Source organism: Streptomyces sp. NPDC006544 (assembly GCF_040611715.1).
Classification (GTDB): domain Bacteria; phylum Actinomycetota; class Actinomycetes; order Streptomycetales; family Streptomycetaceae; genus Streptomyces.
In genome coordinates this window covers 16,320-42,049 of the sequence record NZ_JBEXOV010000066.1, presented here as the reverse complement: position 1 = coordinate 42,049, position 25,730 = coordinate 16,320, and the positions used below count along the sequence as shown (strand labels likewise).

Annotated in this window: 21 protein-coding genes; 8 read left to right on the top strand and 13 right to left on the bottom strand. The window is 72.5% G+C overall.

Annotated elements, in window-relative coordinates:
- Positions 1 to 145: 145 nt before the first annotated feature.
- Both ABZY44_RS26555 and ABZY44_RS26550 read left to right on the top strand, forming a co-directional pair.
- Positions 146 to 1,114, top strand: coding sequence for a winged helix-turn-helix domain-containing protein (locus ABZY44_RS26555; RefSeq protein ID WP_356657967.1), 969 nt, complete (start codon positions 146 to 148; stop codon positions 1,112 to 1,114).
- A 420-nt stretch (positions 1,115 to 1,534) separates the two neighbouring features.
- Positions 1,535 to 2,536: a pirin family protein gene (locus ABZY44_RS26550; protein WP_356657965.1), complete on the top strand. Its 1,002-nt coding sequence runs from the start codon at positions 1,535 to 1,537 to the stop codon at positions 2,534 to 2,536.
- Between the two features lie 95 nt (positions 2,537 to 2,631).
- On the opposite strand, the gene ABZY44_RS26545 is transcribed toward ABZY44_RS26550, so the two are convergent.
- Positions 2,632 to 5,961, bottom strand: a complete 3,330-nt coding sequence (locus ABZY44_RS26545) for an AI-2E family transporter (RefSeq protein ID WP_356657963.1) — start codon at positions 5,959 to 5,961, stop codon at positions 2,632 to 2,634.
- 136 nt (positions 5,962 to 6,097) lie between these two features.
- On the opposite strand from ABZY44_RS26545, the gene aspS reads away from it, so the two are divergent.
- A complete protein-coding gene (gene aspS / locus ABZY44_RS26540; protein WP_356657961.1) occupies positions 6,098 to 7,903 on the top strand; it encodes an aspartate--tRNA ligase in 1,806 nt (601 codons plus the stop codon).
- 97 nt (positions 7,904 to 8,000) lie between these two features.
- On the opposite strand, the gene ABZY44_RS26535 is transcribed toward aspS, so the two are convergent.
- Positions 8,001 to 9,734 carry a VWA domain-containing protein gene (locus ABZY44_RS26535; RefSeq protein ID WP_356657959.1) on the bottom strand — a complete coding sequence of 578 codons (1,734 nt, stop codon included), beginning with the start codon at positions 9,732 to 9,734 and terminating at the stop codon, positions 8,001 to 8,003.
- A gap of 307 nt (positions 9,735 to 10,041) precedes the next feature.
- Here ABZY44_RS26535 and ABZY44_RS26530 point away from each other — a divergent pair, with 307 nt between their 5' ends.
- The gene (locus ABZY44_RS26530; protein WP_356657957.1) at positions 10,042 to 12,135 is read left to right on the top strand and encodes a PhoX family phosphatase; all 2,094 of its coding nucleotides are present in this window, start codon (positions 10,042 to 10,044) and stop codon (positions 12,133 to 12,135) included.
- 320 nt (positions 12,136 to 12,455) lie between these two features.
- On the opposite strand, the gene ABZY44_RS26525 is transcribed toward ABZY44_RS26530, so the two are convergent.
- Together ABZY44_RS26525 and ABZY44_RS26520 are read right to left on the bottom strand one after the other, a co-directional pair.
- A complete protein-coding gene (locus ABZY44_RS26525) occupies positions 12,456 to 14,483 on the bottom strand; it encodes an FUSC family protein (protein WP_356657955.1) in 2,028 nt (675 codons plus the stop codon).
- A gap of 96 nt (positions 14,484 to 14,579) precedes the next feature.
- Positions 14,580 to 15,407 carry a hypothetical protein gene (locus ABZY44_RS26520; RefSeq protein ID WP_356657953.1) on the bottom strand — a complete coding sequence of 276 codons (828 nt, stop codon included), beginning with the start codon at positions 15,405 to 15,407 and terminating at the stop codon, positions 14,580 to 14,582.
- Between the two features lie 139 nt (positions 15,408 to 15,546).
- Between ABZY44_RS26520 and ABZY44_RS26515 the strand changes: the two genes are divergently transcribed.
- Complete coding sequence (locus tag ABZY44_RS26515; protein ID WP_356657951.1) at positions 15,547 to 15,960, top strand: hypothetical protein; 414 nt, start codon at positions 15,547 to 15,549, stop codon at positions 15,958 to 15,960.
- 131 nt (positions 15,961 to 16,091) lie between these two features.
- Here ABZY44_RS26515 and ABZY44_RS26510 read toward each other — a convergent pair whose 3' ends face one another.
- The 8 genes from ABZY44_RS26510 to ABZY44_RS26475 form a co-directional block, all read right to left on the bottom strand.
- Positions 16,092 to 16,238 (bottom strand): hypothetical protein, encoded by a 147-nt coding sequence (locus ABZY44_RS26510; protein ID WP_356657949.1) that lies wholly within the window; start codon positions 16,236 to 16,238, stop codon positions 16,092 to 16,094.
- 61 nt (positions 16,239 to 16,299) lie between these two features.
- On the bottom strand, positions 16,300 to 16,674 hold the full coding sequence (locus ABZY44_RS26505; protein ID WP_356657947.1) for a hypothetical protein: 375 nt from the start codon (positions 16,672 to 16,674) through the stop codon (positions 16,300 to 16,302).
- Positions 16,675 to 16,786: 112 nt separating this feature from the next.
- Positions 16,787 to 17,473 carry a hypothetical protein gene (locus tag ABZY44_RS26500; protein ID WP_356657945.1) on the bottom strand — a complete coding sequence of 229 codons (687 nt, stop codon included), beginning with the start codon at positions 17,471 to 17,473 and terminating at the stop codon, positions 16,787 to 16,789.
- Between the two features lie 204 nt (positions 17,474 to 17,677).
- Positions 17,678 to 18,343 carry a K(+)-transporting ATPase subunit C gene (kdpC, locus tag ABZY44_RS26495; protein ID WP_356657973.1) on the bottom strand — a complete coding sequence of 222 codons (666 nt, stop codon included), beginning with the start codon at positions 18,341 to 18,343 and terminating at the stop codon, positions 17,678 to 17,680.
- Between the two features lie 21 nt (positions 18,344 to 18,364).
- Entirely contained in the window at positions 18,365 to 20,464 is a 2,100-nt protein-coding gene (kdpB, locus tag ABZY44_RS26490) for a potassium-transporting ATPase subunit KdpB (protein WP_356657943.1), read from the bottom strand.
- Positions 20,461 to 22,137 (bottom strand): potassium-transporting ATPase subunit KdpA, encoded by a 1,677-nt coding sequence (kdpA, locus tag ABZY44_RS26485; protein ID WP_356657941.1) that lies wholly within the window; start codon positions 22,135 to 22,137, stop codon positions 20,461 to 20,463. Before kdpA ends, kdpB begins: the two co-directional genes overlap by 4 nt.
- A 6-nt stretch (positions 22,138 to 22,143) precedes the next feature.
- Entirely contained in the window at positions 22,144 to 22,233 is a 90-nt protein-coding gene (gene kdpF / locus ABZY44_RS26480; protein WP_356657939.1) for a K(+)-transporting ATPase subunit F, read from the bottom strand.
- Positions 22,230 to 22,352: a hypothetical protein gene (locus ABZY44_RS26475; protein WP_356657937.1), complete on the bottom strand. Its 123-nt coding sequence runs from the start codon at positions 22,350 to 22,352 to the stop codon at positions 22,230 to 22,232. Before ABZY44_RS26475 ends, kdpF begins: the two co-directional genes overlap by 4 nt.
- A gap of 242 nt (positions 22,353 to 22,594) precedes the next feature.
- On the opposite strand from ABZY44_RS26475, the gene ABZY44_RS26470 reads away from it, so the two are divergent.
- Positions 22,595 to 23,956 carry an aspartate aminotransferase family protein gene (locus ABZY44_RS26470; RefSeq protein ID WP_356657935.1) on the top strand — a complete coding sequence of 454 codons (1,362 nt, stop codon included), beginning with the start codon at positions 22,595 to 22,597 and terminating at the stop codon, positions 23,954 to 23,956.
- Between the two features lie 104 nt (positions 23,957 to 24,060).
- On the opposite strand, the gene ABZY44_RS26465 is transcribed toward ABZY44_RS26470, so the two are convergent.
- The gene (locus ABZY44_RS26465) at positions 24,061 to 24,480 is read right to left on the bottom strand and encodes a histidine phosphatase family protein (RefSeq protein ID WP_356657933.1); all 420 of its coding nucleotides are present in this window, start codon (positions 24,478 to 24,480) and stop codon (positions 24,061 to 24,063) included.
- Positions 24,481 to 24,691: 211 nt separating this feature from the next.
- On the opposite strand from ABZY44_RS26465, the gene ABZY44_RS26460 reads away from it, so the two are divergent.
- Both ABZY44_RS26460 and ABZY44_RS26455 read left to right on the top strand, forming a co-directional pair.
- On the top strand, positions 24,692 to 24,910 hold the full coding sequence (locus ABZY44_RS26460) for a CbtB-domain containing protein (protein WP_356657931.1): 219 nt from the start codon (positions 24,692 to 24,694) through the stop codon (positions 24,908 to 24,910).
- Positions 24,911 to 24,948: 38 nt separating this feature from the next.
- Complete coding sequence (locus tag ABZY44_RS26455) at positions 24,949 to 25,698, top strand: CbtA family protein (RefSeq protein WP_356657971.1); 750 nt, start codon at positions 24,949 to 24,951, stop codon at positions 25,696 to 25,698.
- Positions 25,699 to 25,730 lie beyond the last annotated feature (32 nt).

Sequence of the window (25,730 nt, the reverse complement as noted above, 5' to 3'; positions counted from 1 at the left end):
CAGCGGCTCCAGCTTCGGGCCCCGACGAGGAACAGACGCACCAGCAGCAGAAGTCACACAACAAATAACGATCAACTACTGGCGCAGGACACTAGGGCTGGACGCCGTACGGGGGCTGAAGGCCGACGCCTGACGGGGGCGCGCGATGCTGAGGGTGCACTTCACCACCGAGGACCTGCTCAACGTCACTTTCGCGAGCGAGCCGCTCCCGATGGTGGAGACGGCGATGGCGCTGGTCGCCTGGCAGCGCCGGGACGAGCAGGCGGTTTTCGGCCGCTGGCGCAGCCGCGTGGGTCAGGAGTTACCGGGCCGGGTCCGGCCGCTGCTGGACCTGCTGCGGCCCGACGGAGACAACCCGCAGTTCGTCGAGCCGTACTCGCGCACCGTGGAAGAGGGGCTGGCAGCCGTACGGGAGGCCGGTCCGCTGCTCACCGCCGATCAGCTGGACCGCGTCATCGCGCGGGCCCACGGCCCGGCCTCGTGGCTGCGCGCGCTGTGGGGCCAGGACCGCGAGGCCTGGGATCAGCTCGGCGGCGCGCTCAGGTCCGCGTACGAGGTGCTCATCGCCCCGCAGTGGCCGCGGATCCGGCAGTCCTTCCAGGCGGACGTGGCCTGGCGCACCCGGCTGCTGGCCGCGCACGGGATCAAGGCCTGCCTGGCCAGTACGCATCCGCAGGCCGACTGGACGGGCCCGGTCTTCCAGGTCGGGCTGCCGCCGGACTACCCGACCGCTCTCGGCGGCCGGGGCCTGGTGCTGATGCCCTCGCCGTTCTGGACGGGGCGGCCGTTGCTGGCCGAGGGCCCGGAGGGACCCGACGGCAGGCGCCTGCTGATGTACCCGGCGCTGACCCCGCTCCCCCTGGTCGCCCCGGGGCCGGTCGAGGGCGCGCTGGACGCGCTGCTGGGCCGCACCCGGGCGGCGGTGCTCCAGCTGCTGATCCAGCAGCGCACCACGTCCGAGCTGGCCCGTGAACTCGACATCAGCCTCCCCTCGGTCTCGGAGCACACCCGCACCCTGCGCGCGGCCGGCCTGATCACCACCCGGCGCGACGGCAAGGCGGTCCTCCACTCGGTGACCGGCCTGGGCGTGGACCTGCTCCACAGCAGCGGCTGAGCGATGGTGTCGGCGGGGGCGCCCTCGGCTCCCCCGCCGCGGGTCCGACGGGTCGGGGAGCCGGTCGAGCAGGACCGGAAGGGCGCCGACCTCGACCGTCCGATCGGCAGGGACGGCCGGGACGGTGCCGTCGAGGTGGCGCACCGCGGTCACCTGCTTCGGTGCGGGGACGGGGGCCGTGCCCGTCGCGTGCCGGACGATCACCAGCTCGGTCCCTCCCCGGTCGAATGGGCCCCGCCGGACGCCGACCGGCAGGCCGGCCGCGTGTGCCGCTCCGTGGACCCGGCCCGCACCGGCTGAGTCCCGGCCGCGCGAGGAGCCGGGGCCCCGGGGGAATTCCCCCGGGGCCCCTTCTGTTCTGGCGGGTGTGGCAGAAAGTTCGAGTTTCAACTAAACTCGACGCAGAAGGAGGTTCCGACCATGCCTGCAGTGACTGTGGAGAACCCGTTGACGCTTCCCCGCGTCGCGGAGCCCGCCCAGGAGACGACGACCGCCCGCAAGGTGCTGGCCGTCACGACCGCCCCCGGTGGGTTCGAGGGCGAGGGGTTCCCGGTACGTCGCGCGTTCGCCGGGATCAACTACCAGTACCTCGACCCGTTCATCATGATGGACCAGATGGGCGAGGTGGAGTACGCGCCGGGCGAGCCCAAGGGCACGCCCTGGCACCCGCACCGCGGCTTCGAGACCGTCACCTACCTGATCGACGGAACCTTCGTCCACCAGGACAGCAACGGCGGCGGCGGAGTCATCAACGGCGGCGACACGCAATGGATGACAGCCGGGGCCGGTTTGCTTCACATAGAGGCCCCGCCGGAGTCGCTCGTCGTGTCCGGCGGACTCTTCCACGGCCTCCAGCTGTGGGTGAACCTCCCCGCCTCCGACAAGATGATGCCCCCGCGCTACCAGGACATCGGCGGCGGCCAGGTCCAGCTGCTGGCCTCCCCGGACGGCGGCGCCCTGCTCCGCGTGATCGCCGGCGAGCTGGACGGCCACCAGGGCCCCGGCATCACCCACACCCCGATCACGATGATCCACGCGACGGTGACCCCCGGCGCGCGGCTCACCCTTCCGTGGCGCGAGGACTTCAACGCCCTGGCGTACGTCATGGCCGGCCGCGGCACGGTCGGCGAGGACCGCCGGCCCGTCCACACCGGGCAGACGGTGGTCTTCGGCGAGGGCGGCTCGCTGACCCTGAGGGCGGACGAGAGCCAGGACTCCAACGCCCCGGCGCTGGAGATCGTCCTCCTCGGCGGGCGGCCGATCCGCGAACCGATGGCGCACTACGGTCCGTTCGTCATGAACAGCCAGCGCGAGCTGCAGCAGGCGTTCGACGACTTCCAGGCCGGACGGCTGGGCCGCATCCCCACCACGGCCCGCACCGGCCTCGGCCACCGCGGTACGGGCGAGGCGTCGGAAGCCTGACGGTCCGGGACGGCCGACGGGCCGACGGCACGGCCGACGGGCCGACGGGCGACGGGCCGGCCGAGGGGCCGACGGCCGACGGGCGGACGGGCCCCCTAACGGGGGCCCGTCCGCTTTTCCGCGTCCGCCCCCGCGCCCGCCGCCGCCTCGCCCGCGTACCGGGACCGCAGCTCCGCGACGATCCCGAACACGGCCGCGGTCAGCGGGACGGCCAGGAGCATGCCGAGGATGCCCGCGACGCTCGCGCCGGCCGTGATGGCCAGCATCACCACCGCCGGATGCATCTGCACCGTGCGGCTCTGCACCAGCGGCTGGAGCACGTACCCCTCGATCATCTGGACCGCCAGGACGAGACCCAGCGTCCACAGGCCGGTCACCCAGCCCCGGTCGGCGAGGGCGACGAGGACCGCCACGGCTCCCGAGAGGAACGCGCCGAGGTAGGGGATGTACGCGGTCACGAACACCAGGGCGGCCAGGCCCACGGCGCCCGGCACGTCCAGGACCAGCAGACCCGCGCCGATCAGCACGGCGTCGACCAGGGCCACGAAGGTGGTCCCGCGCATGAACCCCTCGACGGCCTCGTAGGCGCGCCGCCCCATCGCCTCCATCAGGTCGCCCGAACGGCTCGGCACCATCGAGCGGAGCGTCTCCACGGACCGGTGGGAGTCGCGGAGGAAGAAGAAGATCAGCACCAGCGCCAGCAGAGCCGTCGCGATCATCGTCCCGACCACGCTGAGACCGGTGACCACGCCGGAGGCGGCCGTGCCGCCGAACTTCGTGAGCAGGTCCCTGGAATGCTCGGCGACGTCCTCCACGGAGGTCCCGAGCGCCCCGAAGTGATCGGCGACGCTCTGGCCGGCCCGTCGCAGGGCGTCGACGATCTGGTCGCCGGTCTCGAGGAGCGCGAGGACCACGACGTACGCGGCCCCGCCGACCACGGCGACCACGGCGAGGCAGGTGAGGGCCGCGGCGAGCGAGCGGTTGACCTTCATGCCGACCAGCCGTCGGTGCAGCGGCCCGAGCAGGGCCGTGCCGAGCACGGCGAGCAGGACGGGTGTGACGACCAGTTGGAAGACGGTGCACAGCCACACGACGAGGGCCAGCACGGCGGTCACGAGGAGGACGACGGCGCACCAGGCGGCCAGTCGCCGCACGGGCTCGGGCAGCGGAGAAGTCGGCACGCTGTATCCAAGCACGGGAGGGGCCGGGCGCCCGGAAGTCAGTCCAGCCGGTCGGACTCCGGTTTGGAACGCTCGCCGAGTTCGAACCAGGCCGCGCGGATCCACGCCCCAGGCGTCCGCCAGCATCTCCAGCAGCAGGACGCCGCGCCCGCTCGACGCCATCTCGCCCGGCTGGCGCTTGTGCGGCAGCTCGTCGGAGCCGTCCGCCACCTCGACGCGCAGGCGGCGCGCACCCCGCTCACCCACCGCCTGCGCCGTCAGCAGGGCGTCCCCGTCCGTGTGCACCAGGACGTTCGTCACCATCTCGGAGACCATCAGCACCGTCGCGTCCACCTGCTCCGCGTCCGCCCAGTCGTGCAGCAGCTCCCGGATCTGCTGGCGCACCCCCGCGACCCGCTCCGGCTCCGCCTGCGCGACCGTCAGCATGGTGCGCCGGGTCGGCGCCGCCGGGTGCAGCAGCGGGGTCTCGCAGCCGCACCCCGCACCCTCGCGGCACAGCAGGACGACGGCTATGTCGTCCTCCCGCCGGTCGGCCAGCGGGCCCGTGGTGTGGTGCGAGGACGGACCGTGCACCGCTTGGACCAGCAGGTCGGCCAGTCGTTCGAGGTGCGGGGGCTCGAGGTGGCGGGGCTCCGGGTCTTCGGGGTCCCGCAGGCCGTCCTGCACGTCCTGCGTGTCCGACTCCAGGATCGCCCGCAGCCGTGCCCAGCCCGTGTCGAGGTCGTGGCCGCCCGTCTCGATGAGCCCGTCGGTGCACAGCATCATCGTCTCGCCCGGTTCCAGGGTGAAACGCGTCGTCGGGTAGTCGGTGTCGGGCACGATGCCGAGCGGCAGTCCGCCGGCGGTCGGCCGGATCAGGACCGTGCCGTCCGTCATCCGGATCGCCGGGTCGGGGTGCCCGGCGCGGGCCACCTCCAGCAGGCCGGTCTGCGGGTCGCACTCCACGTACAGGCAGGTCGCGAAGCGCGGGCTCTGGAAGTCGGCGTCGTCCGAGTCCGCCGTGTCGTCCGGGGCCTCCTGGGCCGAGCACAGCCCGGCCAGGAAGCGGGAGGCGCGCGAGAGCACCGCGTCGGGGCGGTGGCCCTCGGAGGCGTAGGCGCGCACCGCGATGCGCAGCTGGCCCATCAGCCCGGCCGCCCGGACGTCGTGGCCCTGGACATCGCCGATGACCAGCGCGAACCGTTTCGACGGCAGCGGGATCATGTCGTACCAGTCGCCGCCGACCTGGAGCCCGCCGCCGGTCGGGACGTAGCGCGCGGCGATCTTCATGCCCGGGATCTCGGGGCCGAGCTGGGGCATCATCGACCGTTGCAGACCGGTGGTGAGTTCCCGCTCCGATTCGGCCACACCGGCGCGCTGGAGCGCTTGCGCGAGCATCCGGGCGACGGTGGTCAGCACGGAGCGCTCGTCCGGGGAGAAGGACACGGGGTGCTTGAAGGCGGCCATCCAGGCGCCCATGGTCCGCCCGGCCACGATCAGCGGCAGGAAGGCCCAGGAGATCCGGCCGAAGCCCTGGGCGAGCGGCCAGGTGGCCGGAAAGCGTCGTTTGTAGTCCTCGGGGCTGGGGAGATAGATCGCCCGCCCGGTACGGACCACCTCCGCGGCCGGGTAGTCGGTCTCCATCGGCATGTCCGCGAAGGGGCCCTCGTCCCCGGGGTCGTGCCCGTGGTGCCCGATGATCGACAGCCGGTCGCCGGACACGCCGAAGACGGCCAGCCCGTCGGGGATGAAGCCGGGCATGGAGAGCGAGGCCGCCACCCGCAGGACCTCGGCGGTGGAGCGGGCCTCGGCCAGCGCCCGCCCCGCGTCCAGCAGGAACGCCTCGCGCGAACGGCGCCAGTCGCCGGTGATGGGGGTGTGCACGGCCGTGGTGCCGGGCTGGGCCTCGGCGATCTCCTGGATGGTGCCGATCAGCTCGTAGTCGACGCGGCCGTCGGCCGTCCGGTTCTCCACCGGCTTCGAGCGGCTCCGTACGGTGCGCAGCACGCGCCCGTCCTCGTCCATGATCCGCAGCCGGGCCTCGGCGAGGGTGCCTTCGGCGACCGCGAGGTTGATGATGCCGTTGATCTCGTTCCAGTCCACCGGGTGGAACCGGGAGCGTACGGCGACCTCGGGCAGGTCCACGGGCTCCGCGGGCAGCCCGAGCAGCCGGGCGGCCTCGCTGTCGAGGGTGACCGTCCCGGAGGCGTTGTCCCATCGCCACAAGCCGGTCGCGATGGCGGCCAGGACGTCCTCTGTGCGCACCCCGTCATCTTGACAGGTCATACGCCTGACGTGCCTGTTCACCGTCCTGCGCGGGCGCGCCCGCACGGCACCCGGCCCGGACGGTAACCTTGGGACGGTTGAATCCACCCTCGTATCCCGTAGAACTGGATGACTGATGCATCGGTACAGGTCCCACACGTGCGGCGAGCTCCGTGCCTCCGACGTCGCTTCCGACGTCCGGCTGAGCGGCTGGCTGCACAACCGTCGAGACCTGGGCGGCATCCTCTTCATCGATCTGCGTGACCACTACGGCATCACGCAGCTCGTGGCCCGTCCCGGCACCGCCGCGAACGAGGCGCTGAGCGCGGTCAGCAAGGAGACGGTCGTCCGGATCGACGGCAAGGTCGTCTCCCGCGGCGCCGACAACGTCAACCCGGAGCTCTCCACCGGCGAGATCGAGATCGAGGTCTCGGCGGTCGAGGTGCTCGGCGCCTCCGCCCCGCTGCCCTTCACGATCAACACCGACGACGGTGTGAACGAGGAGCGGCGCCTGGAGTACCGCTTCCTCGACCTGCGCCGCGAGCGCATGCACCGCAACATCATGCTGCGCTCGGCCGTCGTCGCCGCGATCCGCTCCAAGATGGTGGCCCTCGGCTTCAACGAGATGGCGACGCCGATCCTCACCGCGACCTCTCCCGAGGGCGCCCGTGACTTCGTCGTCCCCTCCCGCCTGAACCCGGGCAAGTTCTACGCCCTGCCGCAGGCGCCGCAGCAGTTCAAGCAGCTGCTGATGATCTCGGGCTTCGACCGCTACTTCCAGATCGCGCCCTGCTTCCGCGACGAGGACGCCCGCGCCGACCGCTCGCCGGGCGAGTTCTACCAGCTCGACGTCGAGATGTCCTTCGTCGAGCAGGAGGACGTCTTCCAGCCGATCGAGCGCCTGATGACCGAGCTCTTCACCGAGTTCGGCGGGGGCCGCGAGGTCACCTCCCCGTTCCCGCGGATCCCGTTCCGCGAGTCGATGCTGAAGTACGGCAACGACAAGCCCGACCTCCGTTCCAAGCTGGAGCTCGTCGACATCACCGACGTGTTCGAGGGCTCGGAGTTCAAGGCGTTCGCCGGCAAGCACGTGCGCGCCCTGGCCGTCCCGGACACCGCCGCCCAGCCGCGCAAGTTCTTCGACGGGCTCGGCGAGTACGCGATCTCGCTGGGCGCCAAGGGCCTGGCCTGGGTCCGCGTGGGCGAGGACGGCGGCCTGACCGGCCCGATCGCCAAGTTCCTCACCGAGGAGAACGTCAAGGTCCTCACCGAGCGTCTGGGCCTGGCCGCCGGGCACGCCGTGTTCTTCGGGGCGGGTGAGTTCGGCGAGGTCTCCAAGATCATGGCGGGCGTGCGCGTCGAGGCCGCCAAGCGCGCCGGCCAGTTCGAGGAGAACGTCTTCCGGTTCTGCTGGATCGTCGACTTCCCGATGTACGAGGCGGACGAGGAGACCGGCAAGATCGACTTCTCGCACAACCCCTTCTCCATGCCGCAGGGCGGGATGAAGGACCTCGAGGAGAAGGACCCGCTCGACATCCTGGCGTGGCAGTACGACATCGTCTGCAACGGCATCGAGCTGTCCTCGGGCGCCATCCGCAACCACGAGCCCGAGGTCATGCTGAAGGCCTTCGCGATCGCCGGTTACGAGGCCGAGACCGTCGAGCGCGAGTTCGCGGGCATGCTCCGCGCGTTCCGCCTCGGCGCCCCGCCGCACGGTGGCATCGCCCCGGGTGTCGACCGCATCGTGATGCTGCTGGCCGACGAGCCGAACATCCGCGAGACCATCGCCTTCCCGCTGAACGGCAACGCCCAGGACCTGATGATGGGGGCGCCCACCGTCCTGGAGGAGTCCCGCCTGCGCGAGCTGAACATCGCGCTGCGCAAGCCGGTGGAGACCAAGACCACCGAGCCCGTGGAGAAGTCGGTCAAGCCCCACCAGTAGGCCGTAGCGCCCGCCGTGGCGCCCGCCGTACGCGAGGGGCCCGGGATCCGTTCGGATCCCGGGCCCCTCGCGCGTGTCCGGAGGCACCGGCCTTCGGTCAGAACTGCTCCAGGACGCCCTTGAGCAGGGCGGCGGAGGTCAGCTCGGCCGGGGCGGGGCCGGCGTGGAAGAAGCCGGCGTTGTCGGCGTCCAGCTTGCGCAGGAAGTCGAAGGCCTTGGACTCGGTGTCACCGAAGGCGACGAACTGCCAGTGGATGTCGTACGCGGCCGCGTCGGCGATGGCCTGGCGGGCGGGCTGGCGGTTGTCGGGGGCGCCGTCCGTCTGGAACACGACGAGGGCGCGGCCCTCGCCGCCGTCCTTCTGGTAGCGGGTCAGGACTTCCTCGACGGCGCGGTGGTAGCTGGTCCGCCCCATGCGCCCGAGCTCGGCGTGCCGGGCCTCGACCCAGGAGCCGTCGTGGGCTTCGAGGGTGAGGTCGGCGGTGCCGTCCACGTCCGTGGAGAAGAACACCGTGTGCACGGTGGCCTTCTCGTCGAGGTGCGCGGCGAGGGCGAGGACGTGGTCGGCGAGGTACTGGGCGCTGCCGTCCTTGTAGAACGGCCGCATCGACCCGGAGCGGTCGAGGACGAGGTAGACCGTGGCGCGCGCGCCGGTCTTCCCCCGGGCCTTGAGCACCTGGCCGGCGGCCTTGTGGGCCCCAGCCAGTGCGGGTGCCTGCCGCTTCACCGCGGCGAGGGCGTGCGCGGGGCCGCCGACGGCGACGGGCTCGGCCTCGGCCTCGGCGTCGGCCTCGGCGTCGGGTGCGGTTTCCGGCGCGGCTTCGGCCTCGGGCGCGGCTTCGGCTGCCGGCTCGGCCTCGGGTGCGGTCTCGGCTTCCGGTGCGGCAACGGCTGCTTCGGCGACGAGGACTTCGGCTTCGGTGGCGAGGGGCTCCGCATCGGCGGCCGCCGCGAGCGCCTCGGCCTCCGCCTCAGGGGTCGCGGCGGCGGCCGGGGCGGCCTCCGTTTCCGCTTCCACCGCTGCGTGCGCCACGGCGGCGACGAGGACCTCCTCGGCCTCGGCCGCGGTCTCGGCCGGTACGGGCTCGACGGTTTCCCGAGCCTCCGGCTCCACGGCCTCCGGCTGCACGGCCTCCGGCTCCACGGCCTCCGGCTGCACGGCCTCCGGCTCCACGACCTCCGGCTCAACGGCCGGGGTCTCGGCAGCCTCGGCCGTGACCGGCTCCGCCTCGGCGGCAACGGCGGCCAGGGGCTCCGCCTCGGCCTCGGCCTCTGCGGCCGCGGCCGCGAGCGGCTGGGCGTCCGTCTCCGGCGCCGCGGTGGCGGCGGGCTCGGCCGCCGGCCCGACGACGTCCGCCTCGGCGGCGACGAGGATCTCGGCCTCGGGCTCGGCCTCAACCGCGACCGCGACCGCGACCGCGACCTCGGCCTCGGCCGGTACCGGCTCGGCAACGTCCGCCTCGACGGCGGGCGTTGCGGATGCTTCGGCCGCGACGGGCTGCGGCTCGGCCACGGCCGGGGCGGTGGCCGCGGCCGGCTCGGCGGTCGCCGTCTCCCGTGCGGCAGGCGCCTCGGAGGCGTGCCGGCGGGCCTCCGGGACCGTGGGGTCCGGGGTGGGGGCGGTCGGCGCCGGAGCCGTGAGGACGGTGCCCGGCTCGAGTTCGCGCGGTGCGGACTGCGGGGGGACGGTGGGGTTGTCGAAGGACGCCGCGACCAGTTCGGCCGCCGCGTCCAGGGGGGTGCGTTCGGTCTGGCTCGGGAGGGCCGCCGAAGGGGCGCCGGTCGTCTCCGGAACCGCCTCGGTGGTCCGTCCGAATACCTTGCGCAACAAGCTCCGAATACCCATGGGCCAGGCCTTTCGCATGAGTGCGTGCGTCATTTGTCCGTACTGCGCGGTAGATCCTTGCCCAGAGTGGACACGTAAGGTTATCGGCCCCTTGGCTGGAACTTCGGCAGGGGCACCTTTCGTGGCGCCTCGCGCCCTCCCACGCATCGCGCACCTGCGAACTCCCGCCCCGACGTGCCGGATTCACCCGGCGTTCATCCGTGCGCCGCCGCTTCGGCGCAACCCGCGCCTAGCGTCACCGACGGATTGTTCCGACACGCTGTCGGGGACCGGGTACCAACGGAGGACATTCGTGCGCAAGCTCCTGCCGCTCATCGGCACCCCGCATGGGGGCGGCCGTTCCGCCCTCACCTGCCGCTACCGCTGTGGCGACGCCTGCTTCCACGAGGTGCCGAACACCAGCGACAACGAGTACGTCGGCGACGTCATAGCCCGCGCCTACTCGCGCCGGTCGATGCTCCGCTCGGCCGCCGTCGTCACGGTCGCCTCCGCCGCCGGTACCGCCCTCACGCTGAGCGGCAACGGCTCCTCCGCCAACGCCGACCCCGCCGCCGACACCCGGAGCGCGGCCGGTGGAGCGGGCGGCAACGCCGACGGCGCCCGCGGCCTGCGCTTCAAGGCCGTCGCGCCGAACACCGCCGACAAGGTCACCGTCCCCGAGGGCCACGAGCAGAACGTGGTCATCCGCTGGGGCGACCCGATCGTCAAGGGCGCGCCCGCGTTCAACCCCGACAAGCAGACCGCCGCCGCGCAGGCCGGTCAGTTCGGTTACAACAACGACTTCCTGAGCCTCCTCCCGCTCGGCGACGACTACGAGCGCCAGCAGCTGCTCGTGGCCAACCACGAGTACACGGACGAGATCCTCATGTTCAAGGGATACGACCCGGCCAACCCGACCCGCGAGCAGGTCGAGATCGCCTGGGCCGCGCACGGCCTCGGCGTCGTCGTGGTCCAGGAGGACCACCGCAGCGGCAAGCTGACCGCGGTCAACCGCCACCAGCTCAACCGCCGCCTCACCGCCACCAGCGAGTTCAAGCTGACCGGTCCGGCCGCGGGCAGCGCCCTGCTGAAGACCTCCGTGGACGCCACCGGCACCAAGGTGCTCGGCACCCTCAACAACTGCGCCGGCGGCACCACCCCGTGGGGCACCACCCTCCACGGCGAGGAGAACTTCAACCAGTACTTCGCCAACGCCGGCCAGGTGACCGACCCGGTCGTGGCCGCCCGCCTGAAGCGCTACGGCGTGACCGCCGGCGCCTCCGAGCGCAAGTGGGAGCGGTTCGACAAGCGCTTCGACGTCGCGCAGGAGCCCAACGAGTCGCACCGCTTCGGCTGGGTCGTCGAGCTCGACCCGTACGACCCCAAGTCCACCCCGCGCAAGCGCACCGCGCTGGGCCGCTTCAAGCACGAGGCCGCGCAGCCCCGGCTGACCGAGGACGGCCGCCCGGTCATCTACATGGGCGACGACGAGCGCTTCGACTACTTCTACAAGTTCGTCTCCTCGAAGCAGATGAAGAAGGGCGACTCGCGCGCGGCGAAGGAGCACAACCTCACGCTGCTGGACGAGGGCACCCTCTACGTCGCCAAGCTGACCGGTGACTCGCCCGCCGCGGGGATCGACGGCACCGGCAAGCACCCCGCCGACGGTGAGTTCGACGGCTCCGGCGTCTGGATCAAGCTCGCCACCGGCAACGTCTCGCACGTCGAGGGCATGACCGCCGAGGAGGTGTACGTCTTCACGCGCGAGGCCGCCGACAAGATGGGCGCCACCAAGATGGACCGCCCCGAGGACGTCGAGCCCTCCCCGCGCACCGGCCGCGTCTACATCGCGCTGACCAACAACACCGACCGCGGCAAGCCCGGCAAGGCGGGCGCGGACGAGGCCAACCCGCGCAACCTGAACAAGCACGGGCAGATCCTGGAGCTCGCCGAGAACTTCGACGACCCGGCGGGCGACGGCTTCGCCTGGCGGCTCTTCCTCGTCGCCGGCGACCCGAACGACCCCGCGACCTACTTCGCGGGCTTCCCGAAGGAGAAGGTCAGCCCGATCTCCTGCCCGGACAACGTGGCGTTCGACCCGCACGGCAACCTGTGGATCTCCACGGACGGCAACCAGCTCGGCTCCCACGACGGCCTGTTCGGTGTCGCGACCGCCGGTGAGCGCCGCGGTGAGCTGAAGCAGTTCCTCACGGTGCCGCGCGGCGCCGAGACCTGCGGTCCGCTCATCCAGGACAAGCGGGTCCTGGTCTCCGTCCAGCACCCGGGCGAGATCGACGGCGCGTCCGTCGAGAAGCCGCAGTCGGTGTGGCCCGACGGACCGGGCAAGATCGTCCGCCCGGCGGTCGTGTCCGTCTGGCGCAAGGACGGCAAGAACATCGGCGTCTGATCCGATGAGTTGAACGCCGCGGGGTGGATGTTTCACGTGAAACATCCACCCCGCGTGCGTGTTTCACGTGAAACACTCCCCGGCCTCCGCTCAACTTCCGTCAGGCGGTCCGGCCCGCCGTCCACAGCCTGTGTGCAGAGCGCGGCCCGCCCGGCCGTGCGCGGGTCGACGAGCTGCCCGGTCCCGCCGTCCCCGGCGGCCGCGGAGGTGAGGTCCGCGCGGAGGACCTTCAGCGCGTTCACCCCGCGCAGGGACGGCCGGGGACCTTGGGGAGTCCGGGTACCACGGTGGCCGTCCCGGGCTTCCGGTCGGGCCCGCCGCTACGGGGCTTCGTGCCGGGGGCCGGCCAGGGCGCGGGCCGCCGCCAGCTCGTGGCGGACCGGGGCCAGGACCGAGGTCTCGTCCACCACGGGCGGGGCCGGAGGGTTCAGCTGGGCCGGAGTACGGGCCGTTCGCACGCCCCGGGCCAGGCCCCGCAGGTCCTCGGCGATCGCCGCGACCTCCCGCTCGTCCGGCGGCTGCGCGCCGTGGTTGACCCGGACCCGGGCCGCGGTGGTCGCGTCGACGATCCGCTCGAGGGCGACGACCAGGGGCCACCACGCGGCGGCTCGTGCCCCGGTGGGTGCGGGCTCCGTCAGCGCCCGCTGGAACTCGCTCCGTACGCCCGACAGGTCCCGGTAGATCCGGCGCCGGGCCTGGAGCCGGGCCGTGCGCGCCGCCCGCGCTCCCGCCTCCGTGTCGGGACGTCCGCCGAAGGCCCGTTCGACGTACCGGGCGGCGTCGTCCACGGTGTCGGCGAGTCGGTGCCCGATCCGGGTGTGCCAGCTCTCGGGCCACAGCAGATAGCCCGCGAGGAGGGTGATGGCGCAGCCGATGAGGCTGTCCAGCAGCCGGGGCCGGATCAGGTCGAAGCCCTGGTGGTTGAGCAGGTCCGAGAGCAGCAGGATCACCGGGGTGATCGCGGCGGTCTGGAAGGCGTACCCCTTGGCGGAGAACGCGGGGATCAGGGCGGCGAGCACCGCCATCACCGGCACGTCCCACCAGCCGCGCGGCACCTCCGCGAGCACGGCGGCCGCGATGACCAGCCCGGCGGCGGTGCCGAGCGCGCGCATCACGGCCCGGGAGAACACCGAGCCGAAGTCGGGCTTGAGGACGAAGGTGACCGTCAGCGCGACCCAGTAGGACCGCTCGATCTCCACCACCGACACCAGCGCCTGGGCCAGGCCGATGCACAGCGCGAGCCGCAGCCCGTACCGCCAGGAGGCCTCGGAGAACATCATGTCGCGCACGGCCCGGCGGGCCCGGATGCCCAGGGCGGCGGGACGGCCGAGCCGGTCGTCGACGTTGTACGGATCCGGCTCGGCCAGCAGCACGATGGTCGCCGCGTGGCGCAGGGCCGCGTCGATGGCCCGCTCGGACGGGCTGCCCGGCGCGGGGAGGTCCAGTACGGGTGTTCCGGTCCGGCCCTCCTCGACGGCCCTGGCCAGTTCCCTCACGGCCGCCGGGATCTCGGGCGGCAGGGGTGTGCCGCGCAGGTGCGCGGCGGGTGCGGCCTCGACGAGCGGGATCACCACGTTCAGCTGGGCCAGCATCCGCACGAGCGAGGGGCTGCGCCCGTGCACCCGGGCCCGGCGGCCCAGCACCAGGTCGTAGGCCTGGTTCAGGGCGTGGGTGATCCGGTGGCGGCACTCCTCGTACGCGGGCCCCGGACCGCCGGCGGCTTCCAGGGTGTCGGCCAGCGCGCGGTAGGTGGCGGCGACCGCGGCGCGTTCCGGCTGTCGGCCCCGCAGCGGCCAGGCGGCCAGGGTCAGCGCGAGGACGAACAGCCCGCCCGCGCTCAGCAGCAGCGGAGCGGTCCACCAGGGCTGGGGCAGGGGCAGTCCGGCGCCGACCACGGCGTTCAGCAGGAGGAGCAGCCCCGAGACGGAGGCGACCGTGCCGATCGAGGAGATCATCCCGGAGACCAGGGCGATCGCGGTCAGGACGCCGACCGCGAGCCAGCCGTGCCCGAACACCAGGGTGCCCAGGGCCACGCCGACGGCGCCGAAGAACTGCGGCACGGCGATGTTCAGGAGCCGCATCCGGTAGGCGTCCGCGGTGTCGCCGATGACTCCGGACAGGGCGCCCATCGAGACGAGCGCACCGTACTCGGGCTCGTCGACGGCGAAGCCGACGGCCAGCGGTACCGACAGGGCGATGCCTGCGCGCAGCACGGCGGCCCACGGGATCGGGGCGGTACCCGGCCGGAGGCCCTTCAGCAGCCAGGCGGGCGGGCTCAGCGGGTGGGGCCGTCCCGGCGTGTGCCGGGGCCGCCCGGACGGTATCTCTTCGGTGCGTCCTGTGCTCATTCCCGCAGTACTCATTCCCGCTTCCGTGGCCCCGCTCGCGAATCGGTTCTTCTGCCCTGTTCTGCGATTTTGGGCGCCATTCGGTACCTTCCGAGCTTATGGGGTGCGGCGGATCCGGCCCATCAGCCAGGCGGCCAGTGCCGCAGCGAGGCCGACGGCCAGCACCACCCAGGCGGTGGTCCGCAGGAACGCGGTGAGCGCGTCGTACACCGCCTCGGCGGCGCCCCGGTCGATGTCGGCCGGCAGATCGTCGAGGGTGAGGCGGCGGCCCAGCGCCACGGCCGCCCACAGCAGCACGGCGCCGGCCGCGAGCCCCAGACCGGTGGCCACCACCGCGCGGCGCCGGTGGACGGCGACGGCGATGGCCGTGCCGGCCAGCACCACGGTCAGCAGGGGGAGCCAGACACCGGCGACCTGCAGCATGCGGAACCCCTTCCGGAGCGAACCGAGGTCGTCGTACTCCATGACCTTCACCGCGACGTGCGTGACCGGGATGCGGTCGGCGAGCGGCACCCCGTTGCCTACGAGATCGTCCTTGACCTGGGCGATCACGGGCGCGAGGTCGATGGTGACGGCATCGCCGTGGCCGGTGGTGAGCGCTTCGAAGAAGGCGGCGTGCGCGGCGCGGTTCGCGGCGTCCCACGCGGTGCGGTAGGCGGGGGTGCCGACGAAGGAGCGCAGTGCCTCGCCGAGCAGGGTGTCGAGCCCGCCCTGGAACGGCCCGGCGTCGATCTGCCCGGAGAGGGCGTGGCCGGCCTGGGTGACGACGAGCTGCTGTACGGCGGGATCCATGGCGAGCGGGGACATGGCGGCGGTGTACCGGTCGGCGTTGCCGAGCTCGTGGTCGGCCCAGTACGCGACGGCGCTCGCGGGCACCAGCAGGGCCACGAGCGCGATCAGTACCGCCGAGAGAAAGGTCCGCACGTCACCAGGGAAAGGCGGGCGGCCGGGCGGCGCGAGCGGGGCTGCTGCGAGCGGGTGGCGCGCGCCGCCCCCCCGAGTGATCCAGTTGCCGGCCGGAGGCGGCGGGTGTGCCCTGGATGGTGGAAGAGAGGAGCCCGTCATGGCACACGCGGCACCCACCGCCCCCGGGCGGCACCGTCAGCCGGCGGCCGGCGCGACCACGCACATGAACATGGCAGCAGCGCTGGCCGGTCCCCTGCTGGCGGGACTCGTCTACGGCGTCTACGCGGCCTTCATGAAGCGCCAGACGGGGCCCGTCGACGCGGGCAACGTCTTCTACGGGATCCTGTGCGGCGCGATCTTCGCCGCCTGTCTGTTCGCCCTCGCCCGGTTCGGACCGAGGCTGGCGCGGGAGCTGCACGCCGCGGCGTACGGGGCCTTCGCCGGCATCTCCTTCGGCTACCTCTACAGCCTCTCCGGCGAGAGCATCTTCAAGTGCTCGGGGCTCTCCCTGCTGATCGGCGCGGGCGTCGGGCTGGCGGCGTTCTACCGCTACTACACGCGGGAGGACTAGCGGCCGGCGCGAGGGCGCCCACGAGTGACAGAGGCGCCGGTTTCCGTGCCCCCGTGGTCGAACCTCACGTGACCACGTCCGTTGTCGGGTGCGGAAACCGGCGCCGCCTCACGTCCGCTCGCGGACCCGGACTACTCGGCCGCGGCGTCCTGGGTCTGAGCCTGGGGACTCTTCGCGGGTTCCGGTTCGGACGGGCGGGCCTGCGGAGCCGGCGGGGAGAAGCGGGCGGCCTCGGCGCGGAGCAGGGCGTTCAGGGCCAGGTACGGGTCGAAGGGCATGGCGGAACCTCACGGTGTTCGGGGGTGTGGGGGAGCTGAGCCGCTGATCGGTCGGGACCGCTCAGCAGCGCAGGACCACACTCCGCACCGGCAGGGGGGATCCGGCCGCGACCGTCGCCCCCGTCTCGTGCGGTTCCGCCGCCCGGGCACGCGCGTGTTTCACGTGAAACACCGCCCGCCGCGGGCCCCGTACGCCCGGGACGCCGCGCACGGTCAGCCGGACGGCTCCGCGCACCTCGGGATCGCCGGCCGGGTCGGCCGGTGCCTCGGTGGGCTCGGCGGGCGCGGAGGAGGAGCCGCGTGAGGTGTCGGCCGACGAGGCGAACGCGTCGGCGCCGCCCGTCCCGAACAGGCACAGCAGCACGACGCAGAGCACCGTCAGGGGCACCCTCAGGGCCCTGTCCAGTGCCGCTCGCGCGCACCGCATCCCGCTCATGCGGAGGGTCTGCCCCGGCACGCCGACCGACTCTCCGCGCGGCTCGCAGATCCCCCCGACCGGCGGACGAAGACACCCCCCACGGCTGACGGGCAGCCGGGGAGGGTGGCCGCTAGCGAGGTGAGCGACGGTGCCCGGTGAGGCGGGCCAGGACGGCCGTCTCGCCGCTCATGAGACGGAGTCTGGCCTTGCCGGAGGCGTTGCGCTCGGCCACGCCCGTGGGGGAGACCCGGTACACGGTGAACACGGCCGTACGGCGGTCCGCGCGGGGGATCTCGATCGTCTGCCCGCGCCGGAGCTCGGACAGGCGCTGGAAGTTCCCGTAGACCTCGGCGGTGCCGGCCGTGCCCGGGGCGGGACCGGCGGCGCCCCACACGGCGCCGTCCCCGCCGTACGCACCGCCTCCCTCGTACCCGTCGTCCTCGGGGTCCTTGGCGTCCTCGCGGTCCCTGCCGAGCCCGTGGTCCGTGCCCCCCGCACCGGCGCCCGGTGTCCCGCCCGTCAGCGGTACGTCGACCCCCAGGCTCCGGATGACCAGCCGCAGGGGCCGCGCCGCCGGCAGGGGCGTGATGCCCGACCGCAGGGGCCGCTGGGAGCCGCCGCCGGTGGTGTGCCCGCCCGAGTGCTCCAGCTGCCGCGCCACCCGGCGCGGACCGGAGAGTCCCAGGACCCGGGAGGGCAGGGCGTCGCCGGCGGTCGGGGCGGTCGGACCGGCGCCCTCGGTGGCACGCAACACCCCTATGCCGGTGAGCAGCAGAGTCACCGTCAGCACGCCGACCACCCACTGGGCGCGGGGCATGAGATTCCCTTCTGGTCCGGCTCGGGCGGCCGGGTCCTGAGAGCAGTGGACCGCTCCCGGAGCCCGGGTACCCCCCGTAACACGAAGATCTGACGCGACGTCATCCTGCTGTCACCCGGCGGCGGGAGCGTCTTCGCAGATGGCGGGCGGTGGACCGGGAGGAGATCACGTCGTGTGGGGCGTGCGCCCGAACGGGTGAGATCGTCAAGGACGGGCCTCGGCCCCGCGCTCGCGCTCCTTGCGCGCCAGGGACTCCAGGGCCACGTTCAGTTCCAGGACGTTCACGCGCGGTTCGCCCATGAAGCCGAGGGTGCGGCCCCGGGTGTGGTCCGCGACGAGCTGCGCGACCTCCGCGACCGGGAGGCCGTTCTTCTGCGCGACGCGGTGCAGCTGGAGCTTCGCGTAGGCCGGGGAGATGTCCGGGTCCAGTCCGGAGCCGGAGGAGGTGACCGCGTCGGCGGGGATCTCGGAGGGGTGCGGGGTGTAGCCCGGGACGGTGTTGTCGAGCAGGACCCGGGTCCGGGCCTCGCGGACCGCCTCCAGCAGTTCCGGGCTGTCGGCCGCCTTGTTGGTGGCTCCGGAGACCAGCAGCTCGTACTGGGTGTTCACGGTGTTCGCGGCGAGTCCCGCCGCCGGGCGGCCCTGGAACCGGCGCAGGTCGCCCCCGTACGACTGGCCGATCAGGGAGGAGCCGACGACCCGGCCGTTCTCGTCCTCGACCTCCGAGCCGTTGGCCCGGTGGCCGAAGGCGGCCTGGGCGACGCCGGTGACGGCGAGCGGGTAGAGCACCCCGCACAGCACGGTGAGGACGAGCAGCGCGCGCAGGCCGGCGCCGAGGAGCCGGGCGGTGTTTCCGACGGAGTTGTTCATGGTGGTCAGCACGTTCCTTGTTCAGCGCAGCCCGGGGACGAGGGAGACGATCATGTCGATGAGCTTGATGCCGACGAAGGGGGCGACCAGGCCGCCCACGCCGTAGAGGGTGAGGTTGCGGCGGAGCATCCTGTCGGCGCTGGTGGGCCGGTAGCGGACGCCCTTCAGGGCGAGCGGTACGAGGGCGACGATGACCAGGGCGTTGAAGATGACGGCCGACAGGATCGCGGAGTCCGGCGAGTGCAGGCCCATGACGTTGAGCTTGTCGAGGCCCGGGTGGACCACCGCGAACATGGCGGGGATGATCGCGAAGTACTTCGCGACGTCGTTGGCGATGGAGAAGGTGGTCAGGGCTCCCCGGGTGATCAGCAACTGCTTGCCGATCTCCACGATCTCGATGAGCTTGGTGGGGTCGGAGTCCAGGTCCACCATGTTCCCGGCCTCCTTGGCGGCCGAGGTCCCGGTGTTCATCGCGACGCCGACGTCCGCCTGCGCGAGGGCCGGGGCGTCGTTCGTACCGTCGCCCGTCATCGCGACGAGCTTGCCGCCCGCCTGCTCCCGCTTGATGAGGGCCATCTTGTCCTCGGGCGTGGCCTCCGCGAGGAAGTCGTCCACGCCCGCCTCCGCCGCGATGGCCTTGGCGGTGAGCGGGTTGTCACCCGTGATCATCACGGTCTTGATGCCCATGCGCCGGAGCTCCTCGAAGCGTTCGCGCATGCCCTCCTTGACCACGTCCTTCAGGTGGATGACGCCGAGGACGCGGGCGCCCTTCTCGTCGGCGACGGCCACGAGCAGCGGCGTACCGCCCGCGCCCGAGATCTCGTCGACCTTCGCGCCGGTGTCGGGGGCGGCGGTACCGCCCTGCCCGGCGACCCAGGCGGTGATCGAGGAGGCGGCGCCCTTGCGGATCTCGCGGCCGTCCACGTCCACGCCCGACATGCGGGTCTGCGCGGTGAAGGGGATCCACTCCGCTCCCGTCAGCTCGCCCTGACGGCGTTCGCGCAGTCCGTACTTCTCCTTCGCGAGGACCACGATCGAGCGGCCCTCGGGGGTCTCGTCGGCCAGTGAGGACAGCTGGGCGGCGTCGGCCAGGTCGGCGGCGTCGGCTCCGCTCACCGGGACGAACGCGCAGGCCTGGCGGTTGCCCAGGGTGATGGTGCCGGTCTTGTCGAGGAGGAGGGTGGAGACGTCGCCCGCGGCCTCCACGGCCCGCCCGGACATGGCCAGGACGTTGCGCTGGACCAGGCGGTCCATGCCCGCGATGCCGATGGCGGAGAGCAGGGCGCCGATCGTGGTCGGGATCAGGCAGACCAGCAGGGCCGTCAGCACGATCATCGACTGCTCGGCGTGCGCGTACACCGCGAAGGGCTGGAGGGTGACGACGGCCAGCAGGAAGACGATGGTCAGCGAGGCGAGCAGGATGTTCAGCGCGATCTCGTTGGGCGTCTTCTGCCGGGCCGCGCCCTCCACCAGGTTGATCATGCGGTCGACGAAGGTCTCGCCCGGCTTCGTCGTGATCTTGATGACGATGCGGTCGGAGAGCACCTTGGTGCCGCCGGTCACGGCGCTGCGGTCGCCGCCCGACTCCCGGATGACCGGGGCCGATTCGCCCGTGATCGCCGACTCGTCGACCGAGGCCACGCCCTCGACGACATCGCCGTCGCCGGGGATGACGTCGCCGGCCTCGCAGACCACGAGGTCGCCGATGCGCAGCTCCGTGCCGGGCACCAGCTCCTGAGCCGGGCCGTTGAGCCGGCGGGCGACCGTCTCCGTCTTGGCCTTGCGCAGCGTGTCGGCCTGGGCCTTGCCGCGGCCCTCGGCCACGGCCTCCGCGAGGTTCGCGAAGACCGTGGTCAGCCACAGCCAGGCGGTGATGGCCCAGCCGAAGACGTTGCCCGGGTCGGAGACGGCCAGCACGGTGGTGAGTACGGAACCGATCAGCACCACGAACATGACGGGGGACTTGACCATCACGCGCGGGTCCAGCTTGCGCAGGGCGTCCGGAAAGGACTTCAGCAGCTGCTTCGTGTCGAAGACGCCTCCGCCGCTCCGGGGCCTCTCGGACGCGTGGCCGCCGGGCAGGTCCCGTTGGGGGGTGCGGGTGGGGGTGACGGTGCTCATGAGGCGAGCCCTTCGGCGAGGGGGCCCAGCGCCAGCGCCGGGAAGTAGGTGAGGCCGGTGACGATGAGGATCGTGCCGGCGAGCAGGAAGGCGAACAGCGGCTTCTCGGTGCGCAGCGTTCCCGCCGTCGCGGGGACGGGCTGCTGTTCGGCGAGCGAACCGGCCAGGGCCAGGACGAAGACCATCGGCAGGAGGCGGCCGAGCAGCATCGCCAGCCCGGTGGTGGTGTTGAACCACTGGGTGTCGGCGTCGAGGCCCGCGAAGGCCGAGCCGTTGTTGTTCCCGGCCGAGGTGTAGGCGTAGAGGACCTCGGAGAAGCCGTGCGCGCCGCCGTTGGACATCGAGTGGCCGGGGGTGGGCAGGGCCATGGCCAGGGCGGTGAAGCCGAGGACGAGCGCCGGGGTGACGAGGATGTAGCAGGCGGCGAACTTGATCTGGCGGGTGCCGATCTTCTTGCCCAGGTACTCGGGGGTCCGGCCGACCATCAGGCCGGCGATGAACACCGCGATGACCGCCATGATCAGCATGCCGTAGAGGCCGGAGCCGACGCCGCCGGGCGCGATCTCGCCGAGCTGCATGCCGAGCAGCTGGATGCCGCCGCCGAGCCCGGTGTAGGAGGAGTGGAAGGAGTTGACCGAGCCGGTCGACGTCAGCGTCGTGGCGACCGAGAAGATCGCGGAGGCGCCGATGCCGAAGCGGGTCTCCTTGCCCTCCATCGCCCCGCCGGCCGCCTGGAGCGCCGGGCCGTGGTGGCTGAACTCCGTCCACATCATCAGGGCGGTGAAGCCGATCCAGATGACGGCCATCGTGCCGAGGATCGCGTAGCCCTGACGGACCGAGCCGGCCATGCGGCCGAAGGTGCGGGTCAGGGAGAAGGGGACGAGGAGGACCAGGAAGATCTCGAAGAGGTTCGAGAAGGGCGTGGGGTTCTCGAAGGGGTGGGCGGAGTTGGCGTTGAAGTAGCCGCCGCCGTTGGTGCCCAGCTGCTTGATGGCCTCCTGCGAGGCGACCGCGCCGCCGTTCCACTGCTGACCGCCCCCGCCGTGCCCGTTCGCGAACTGCCCCACCTCGTGGATCCCGGCGAAGTTCTGGATGACCCCGCAGGCCACCAGCACGATCGCCGCGATCATCGACAGCGGCAGCAGGACACGGACGGTGCCGCGCACCAGGTCGGACCAGAAGTTGCCGAGTTCGCCGGTGCGGGAGCGGGCGAAGCCCCGTACGAGGGCCACCGCCACGGCCATGCCGACCGCGGCGGAGACGAAGTTCTGCACCGCCAGGCCGCCGGTCTGGACGAGCGGGCCCATGGCCTGCTCGCCCGCGTACGACTGCCAGTTGGTGTTCGTCGCGAAGGAGACGGCCGTGTTGAACGCCTGGTCCGGCTCGATGGAGGCGAATCCGAGCGAGCCGGGCAGGTGGCCCTGCAGGCGCTGGAGGAGGTAGAGGAACAGGACGCTCACCGCCGAGAAGGCGAGGACCGAGCGCAGGTACGCCGGCCAGCGCATCTCGGCGTCGGGCTGGGCGCCGACGGCCTTGTAGATCCACCTCTCGGGTGCGTAGTGCTTCTTCGAGGAGTAGACGCGGGCCATGTGGTCGCCGAGGGGGCGATGGGCGAGGGCGAGGGCCGCCGCGAGCGCGAGCAGCTGGAGCACCCCGGCGAGAACGGGACTCATCGGGGACTAGAACCTCTCGGGGAACACGAGGGCGACCACGAGGTAGCCCAGCAGCGCGGCGGCGACCAGCAGGCCGATGACGTTCTCGGCGTTCACAGCTTGGCCACCCCCTTGGCGACGAGTGCCACGAGCGCGAAGACCGCGATCGTGGTCACGAGGAAGGCCAGGTCGGCCATCGGGGGCTCCAGGAGAGGCGTGGGGTGTTTTTCGGACACTCCGAGTGGAACGCCTTTTCGAGGCCCCACGGGCTTCCTTGACGGGCCCCATACGCCGGGGGGCGCGGCGTTGACGGGTCCCTAACGCGGAGCGCCGGGGAGCACCCCGCGCCACCCGCGCCACCCGCGCGCTCCGAGGTCCGGGGGTACGCGAGCGGCAAGGTCCTGACCGTCGACGGCGGCCGGCACGTCGTACGATCGCCCGGAGGAGCATCCACATGCTGGACAACTACGCTCGGCCCATGAACGCAGAAGCCGACGCCCTCGCCGCTGCCAAGGCGGCAGTGAAAGAAGCCGACCGCAAGCACGTCTTCCATTCGTGGTCCGCACAGGAACTCATCGACCCCCTCGCCGTCGCGGGCGCCGAGGGCTCGTACTTCTGGGACTACGACGGCAACCGCTACCTCGACTTCTCCAGCGCGCTCGTCTACACGAACATCGGCTACCAGCACCCGAAGGTCGCGGCGGCCATCGCCGAGCAGGCCGGCACGCTCTGCACCGTCGCACCGGGGTTCGCCGTCGACGTGCGCTCCGAGGCCGCCCGGCTGATCGCCGAGCGCACCCCCGGCGACCTCGACAAGATCTTCTTCACCAACGCGGGCGCCGAGGCCGTGGAGAACGCCGTCCGCATGGCCCGGCTGCACACCGACCGCCCCAAGATCCTCTCGGCGTACCGCTCCTACCACGGCGCCACCTCCACCGCGATCAACCTCACGGGCGACGCGCGCCGCTTCGGCAACGACACCGCGACCGCCGGAGTCGTGCACTTCTGGGGGCCGTTCGCCTACCGCTCGCCCTTCTACTCGGCCACCCCGGCCGAGGAGTGCGAGCGCGCCCTGCGCCACCTCGAGGACACCATCGTCTTCGAGGGCCCGCAGTCCGTCGCCGCGATCATCCTGGAGACCGTCGGGGGCGCCCCCGGCGTGCTCGTGCACCCCGACGGCTACCTGGCCGGCGTCCGCGAGCTCTGCGACCGCTTCGGCATCGTCTTCATCCTCGACGAGATCATGGTCGGCTTCGGCCGGACCGGTAAGTGGTTCGCCGCCGACCACTGGGACGTGCGCCCCGACCTGCTCTGCTTCGCCAAGGGCATCACCAGCGGCTACGTCCCCCTGGGCGGAGTCGCCATCTCGGCCGGCATCGCCGAGACCTTCGCCCGCCGTCCCTACCCGGGCGGGCTGACGTACTCCGGGCACGTGCTGGCCTGCGCCGCGGCCGTCGCCACCGTGAACGTCATGGAGGAGGAGGGCATCGTCGAGCAGTCCGCCCGCACCGGCACGCAGCTGCTCGGTCCCGGCCTCGCCGCCCTCGCCGAACGCCACCCCTCGGTCGGGGAGGTCCGCGGTTTGGGCACCTTCTGGGCCCTGGAACTCGTCCGGGACCGGCGCACGCGCGAGCCGCTCGTGCCGTACAACGCCGCCGGGGCCGACAACGCCCCCATGGCCGAGTTCGGCGCCGCCCTGAAGAAGGCCGGGCTGTGGCCGCTGATCGCCGGCAACCGCCTCCACGTCGCGCCCCCGTGCAACATCTCGGCCGAGGACGTCGCCAAGGGCCTGCGGATCATCGACGAGGCCCTGTCCGTCGCGGACGCGCACACCGTCTGACCCCGCCCGTTGCGAGGTCGCCCAAGCCGTGGGTGCCCGTATCGGCTGAGCCGCGCGCCCGGCCCGCTCCGCCCGGTTCGCTCCGGCCCGCTCCGCCCGGTTCGCTACGCGGGCTGCCCCACGAGCAGGTTCCAGCGGCCGGAGCGCCCCGTCAGCGCCGTCACCGACGCGGGCCGTACGTCGAGGCGCCAGAAGGCCGCCGGGGGCAGCTCGAGGGCCCACACCACGGCCGCCCGTACGACGCCCTGCCCGACCACCGCCCGGTGCGTGCCGGGAGCCAGCCCGTCCAGGTGTGCGCCGACCCGCGCGATCAGCGCGTCCACCGACTCCCCGCCGCCCGGGGGCGCGTACGCGGTCTCGGTCATCCAGCGGTGCAGCGCGGCCGGGTCCTCGGCCGCGACCGCGTCCATCGTCCGGCCGGCCCAGGCGCCGTGATCCTGGCCGCGGAGCCCCTCGTGACCGGGGCACGGGTCCCCGGAGGGGAAGCGGTGGCGGCGCTCTCCCTCGTCCAACGGCGGTCTCACGAGATGAACTCGTACCAATGGGGGGTTCATAAGGTGAGCGTAAGCGGGGTACGGTCACGTTCGACAAGACGACGGTATGACGGAAGCCCGGTGACAATCCGGCACGGTCGCGCCACTGTGAATCCTCCCGGAGGGGGAGGGAAGTCAGACCCGCCACCGTCGTCGTGAGCACCAATGACCGGGACGCGTGTTCCCCCTGGAGGTTCCTGCCATGGCCCACTCCGCCGTGCCCACGACTGCCACCCCTGTGGCCGTCGCTCCCATCTCCCTCTCCGCACTGGCCCCTTGGGCCCTGTTCGTCGGCATCCTCATGCTGGTCCTGCTCTACCTCGTGGGCGCCGAGCAGGGCGCCACCGCGATCTTCGAGGGCGACACCGTCCACGAGTGGATGCACGACGGCCGTCACCTCCTCGGCTTCCCCTGCCACTGACCGGCAGGGGACGGCTCACCATGAACGACAGCTCACCCATGCCCGCCATCGCTCCCCGGGTGTTCCTCGTCCGGGGCATGCTCGCGGGCCTGTTGGCCGGTGTCGCGGCCTTCCTCTTCGCGTACCTCCTCGGTGAATCCAAGGTCGACGCGGCGATCGCCATCGAGGAGGCCGGAGCCCACCACCACGGGGAGGAGGCGGCCCCGGTCAGCCGGGCCCTGCAGGCCACGGCCGGCCTCGGCACCGGAACCCTGCTCTACGGCGTCGCGCTCGGAGGCATCGCGGCGCTCGTCTTCTGCTACGCCCTCGGCCGCATCGGCCGCTTCGGCCCCCGGGCCACGGCGGCACTGGTCGCCGGCGGCCTGTTCGTCACCCTCGGCCTGGTGCCGTTCTTCAAGTACCCCGCCAACCCGCCGGCCGTCGGAGACCCCGAGACCACGGTCCAGCGGACCACGCTCTACGTCCTGATGATCGCGCTCAGCGTGCTGCTCGCCGTGGGCGCGCTGATCCTGGGCCGGCGCCTGGCGCCGCGCCTCGGCAACTGGAACGCCTCGATCGCCGCCTCGACGGCCTTCGTGGTGGCGGTCGGCATCGCGTACGCGACGCTGCCCGGGGTCAACGAGGTCCCGGCGGACTTCCCCGCCGCGCTCGTCTGGCAGTTCCGGCTCGCCTCGCTGGCCATCCAGGCCGCGATGTGGACCACTTTCGGCCTGGCTTTCGGATTTCTTGCCGAACGGGCCCTTGTCCCGGCCGTAGCACCCAAGGAGGCTGTACAGCCTGCGAGTTGACATCTCGTAAAGGCGATCGAAGGGCTGGTGGC

What these genes read in the sequence shown, in the direction of transcription:
- ABZY44_RS26555 (WP_356657967.1), top strand. Translation starts at nt 146, where the DNA reads ATGCTGAGGGTGCACTTCACCACCGAGGACCTGCTCAACGTCACTTTC.
- ABZY44_RS26550 (WP_356657965.1), top strand. Translation starts at nt 1,535, where the DNA reads ATGCCTGCAGTGACTGTGGAGAACCCGTTGACGCTTCCCCGCGTCGCG.
- aspS (WP_356657961.1), top strand. Translation starts at nt 6,098, where the DNA reads ATGCATCGGTACAGGTCCCACACGTGCGGCGAGCTCCGTGCCTCCGAC.
- ABZY44_RS26525 (WP_356657955.1), bottom strand. Translation starts at nt 14,483, where the DNA reads ATGAGCACAGGACGCACCGAAGAGATACCGTCCGGGCGGCCCCGGCAC.
- ABZY44_RS26515 (WP_356657951.1), top strand. Translation starts at nt 15,547, where the DNA reads ATGGCACACGCGGCACCCACCGCCCCCGGGCGGCACCGTCAGCCGGCG.
- ABZY44_RS26510 (WP_356657949.1), bottom strand. Translation starts at nt 16,238, where the DNA reads ATGCCCTTCGACCCGTACCTGGCCCTGAACGCCCTGCTCCGCGCCGAG.
- ABZY44_RS26505 (WP_356657947.1), bottom strand. Translation starts at nt 16,674, where the DNA reads ATGAGCGGGATGCGGTGCGCGCGAGCGGCACTGGACAGGGCCCTGAGG.
- ABZY44_RS26500 (WP_356657945.1), bottom strand. Translation starts at nt 17,473, where the DNA reads ATGCCCCGCGCCCAGTGGGTGGTCGGCGTGCTGACGGTGACTCTGCTG.
- kdpC (WP_356657973.1), bottom strand. Translation starts at nt 18,343, where the DNA reads ATGAACAACTCCGTCGGAAACACCGCCCGGCTCCTCGGCGCCGGCCTG.
- kdpB (WP_356657943.1), bottom strand. Translation starts at nt 20,464, where the DNA reads ATGAGCACCGTCACCCCCACCCGCACCCCCCAACGGGACCTGCCCGGC.
- kdpA (WP_356657941.1), bottom strand. Translation starts at nt 22,137, where the DNA reads ATGAGTCCCGTTCTCGCCGGGGTGCTCCAGCTGCTCGCGCTCGCGGCG.
- ABZY44_RS26470 (WP_356657935.1), top strand. Translation starts at nt 22,595, where the DNA reads ATGAACGCAGAAGCCGACGCCCTCGCCGCTGCCAAGGCGGCAGTGAAA.
- ABZY44_RS26460 (WP_356657931.1), top strand. Translation starts at nt 24,692, where the DNA reads ATGGCCCACTCCGCCGTGCCCACGACTGCCACCCCTGTGGCCGTCGCT.
- ABZY44_RS26455 (WP_356657971.1), top strand. Translation starts at nt 24,949, where the DNA reads ATGCCCGCCATCGCTCCCCGGGTGTTCCTCGTCCGGGGCATGCTCGCG.